1 protein-coding gene and 1 pseudogene are annotated in these 2,513 nt (G+C 74.5%); one reads left to right on the forward strand and one right to left on the reverse strand.

The features are described 5' to 3' along the window. Positions 1 to 472 (reverse strand): annotated as a pseudogene (locus AB0J52_RS35995) (hypothetical protein); the annotation flags it as partial. Between the two features lie 481 nt (positions 473 to 953). On the opposite strand from AB0J52_RS35995, the gene sepH reads away from it, so the two are divergent. Beyond that, a partial coding sequence (gene sepH, locus AB0J52_RS36000; RefSeq protein WP_500187388.1) for a septation protein SepH occupies positions 954 to 2,513 on the forward strand: 1,560 nt, incomplete at its 3' end.

Raw genomic sequence — 2,513 nt, forward strand, 5'->3', positions numbered from 1 at the left:
CGGGCTGCGCGGCCCAGCCCCTCGGCGCTGCGGCCCCCGCCGCCCCTGCCGCTCCGGCGGCCCCAGCGGCCCTTCTCGCGGGCGCGTGCACCCGGTGGGACGGGTGGGGCGGCGCACCGGCGATACGGGCGTCCGCGGCCCTGACGGAGACGGGAGCGGGGACCTCGGCGGTCAGCGGCGAGCCCGCGGCCCGGGTCGCGGCGGCGCTGGTCGCGGCGCGGGCCGCCTCCCCCGGGTCGGCCTCGTGCTCGGACGCCGCCAGGTGCGCGCGCTCCTTGAACTGCTCGGTGCCCTGATCCAGGTAGTGCTTGCCGACCACGGACGCCGCCGTCGACACCACACTCATGAACGCGGCACCAATGATCGTCCCGTACACCCCCAGGTAGGACGCTCCGTAGGCGGCGACCACGGTCGCCGCCCCACTCGCGATCAGCTGTGTGGCGCTCAGCTCCGGCAGCTTCCGCTGCGCCATGAAATCTTCCCTCCCTGCCCAGTGGACTTCCCTATGCCCCCCACAATCAGGAACTCACCGCGGCTCCGGCGTTGTTCCGATACCGGACGTGACGATCGCAACGCCCCGAAACGGGGCGCCGCAGAGGGAGAACGCCGCGGAACCGGGGCCGTGCGGGCCGGTCAGGCACAGTGTGGAAAAGGATCCACAAGAATCGGGTAGTCCGCCCCCGGCGGGCGCGCGGGACGGGCAAGCTTGGTCGGAGGCCCTCTTCACCGCTGTGATGAGGGCTTTGAGAGCGGCGATGTTCGGACATGCCGGGTACGGTGCTGGCAGCAGGTGTGTCCGAAAGAGAGACTCGGGAATCCGGGGGAAGGGCACGCATGCGCCCCTGGTGGGGACCGAACGACCGGCCGGTGCGAGCGCGGGGAGGCGGACTCGCGAACGGGCGTGTGGTTCGGCACCCCTCCGGTGCCGTTGGGACAGGGCAGGAAGGACACGCATGCAGGAGCTGCGCCTCGTCGCGGTCAGCGAGGACGGTACGTACCTCGTCCTGGCCACCGCGGGCCGAGGCACCCGGTTCACCCTGCCCGTCGACGACCGGCTGCGCGCAGCCGTGCGAGGGCACTTCTCCCGCCTCGGCCAGTTCGAGATCGAAGTGGAGAGTCCCTTGCGACCCAAGGAGATCCAGGCGCGCATCCGGTCCGGTGAGACCGCGGAGGAGATCGCCGAGTCCGCGGGCATCCCCGTCGAACGCGTCCGCTGGTTCGAGGGCCCCGTCCTGCAGGAACGCGAGTACATGGCCCAGCAGGCGCAGCGGGTCGCGGTGCGCCGGCCGGGCGAGACCCAGCCCGGCCCGCCGCTCGGCGAGACCGTCGAGGAGCGGCTCGGCCGCGGCGGCGTCGACCTCGAAGAGGTCGAGTGGGACTCCTGGAAGTGCGAGGACGGCACCTGGCGGATCCGGCTGTCGTTCTTCGAGAGCGGGCGTCCGCACGCCGCCGAGTGGTCCTTCGACCCGCGCCGCCGGTTCGCCACGCCGCTGGACGAGGTCGCCGCGCGGCTGACCTCCGTCGAGTGGGACGACGACGCCCTGTCCGACACCGTCACCCCGCTCGTCCCGCGCCGTCCGGCGATGAAGGTCGTCTCCGACTCCGGCGCGCCGTCCGGGATGTCCGGCCGTTCCCGCGGCCTCTCCGGCGACGACCACGCCGACCCGGCGCGCCCGGCCGAGGCGCGGCGCGCGTTCGACCCCGTCTCGTTCAGCGACGACTCCCCGCGGTCGCTGGACGGCGGCCCGCGCGAGTTCCCCGTCCGTCCCGACGCCCCCGCCCCGCTCCGCCGGGAGGAACCGCCCGCCCGTCCCGGCCGGGAGACCGCCTCCCGCGACATCGCCGCCCGCGAGGCCGTGGCCCGCGAGGCGGCGATCCTGCGCGACACCGCCATCTCCCAGGACTCCGACTCCCTCGCCCCGCGCCGCCCGGCGTCCGGCCGCTCCTTCGGCGACCGCGACGACTTCGACCGTGACGCCGACACGGGCGCGCCGCGCGACGCGTCGGTTCTCCGCGCGTCCGGCATGCTCCGCGACAGCGACGACCCGCAGATCGCCGAGGGACGCGCCGGAACGGACTCCCGCAGCGGCTCCGGCGACCGGTACGCGTCCGAAGGGTCGCGCACGTCCGAAGGACGGCGCGCGGCCGACGGCCCGCGCGACTCCGAGACCTGGCGCGCGGCGGACGACTCGGGGATGTCCGAGGGCTCGTCCGCGTCCGAGCGCACGCGGCTGTCCGACAGCTCGGACAGAGCCGAGACGCGCACGGGTGAGGAGTCCCGCGCGTCCGACACGTCGCGGACGCAAGAGAGCTTCCGTGCCTCCCAGGAGGAGCGCTCGGCTGAGGAGCGACGCACGGCTGACGACTCGCGGATGTCCGGCGGTTCGCGCGAGGCCGAGGACCGCAGCGCGGCTGACGACTTCCGCACGGGCGAGGACGCGCGGGCGGCCGAGAGCGAGAGCGCGGCTGCCGGCGAGGGCTCGTACGAGCGCGAGGCATCGCGCTCGTACGCG

Source organism: Spirillospora sp. NPDC049652, assembly GCF_040675125.1.
In the GTDB taxonomy this organism is placed as follows: domain Bacteria; phylum Actinomycetota; class Actinomycetes; order Streptosporangiales; family Streptosporangiaceae; genus Spirillospora.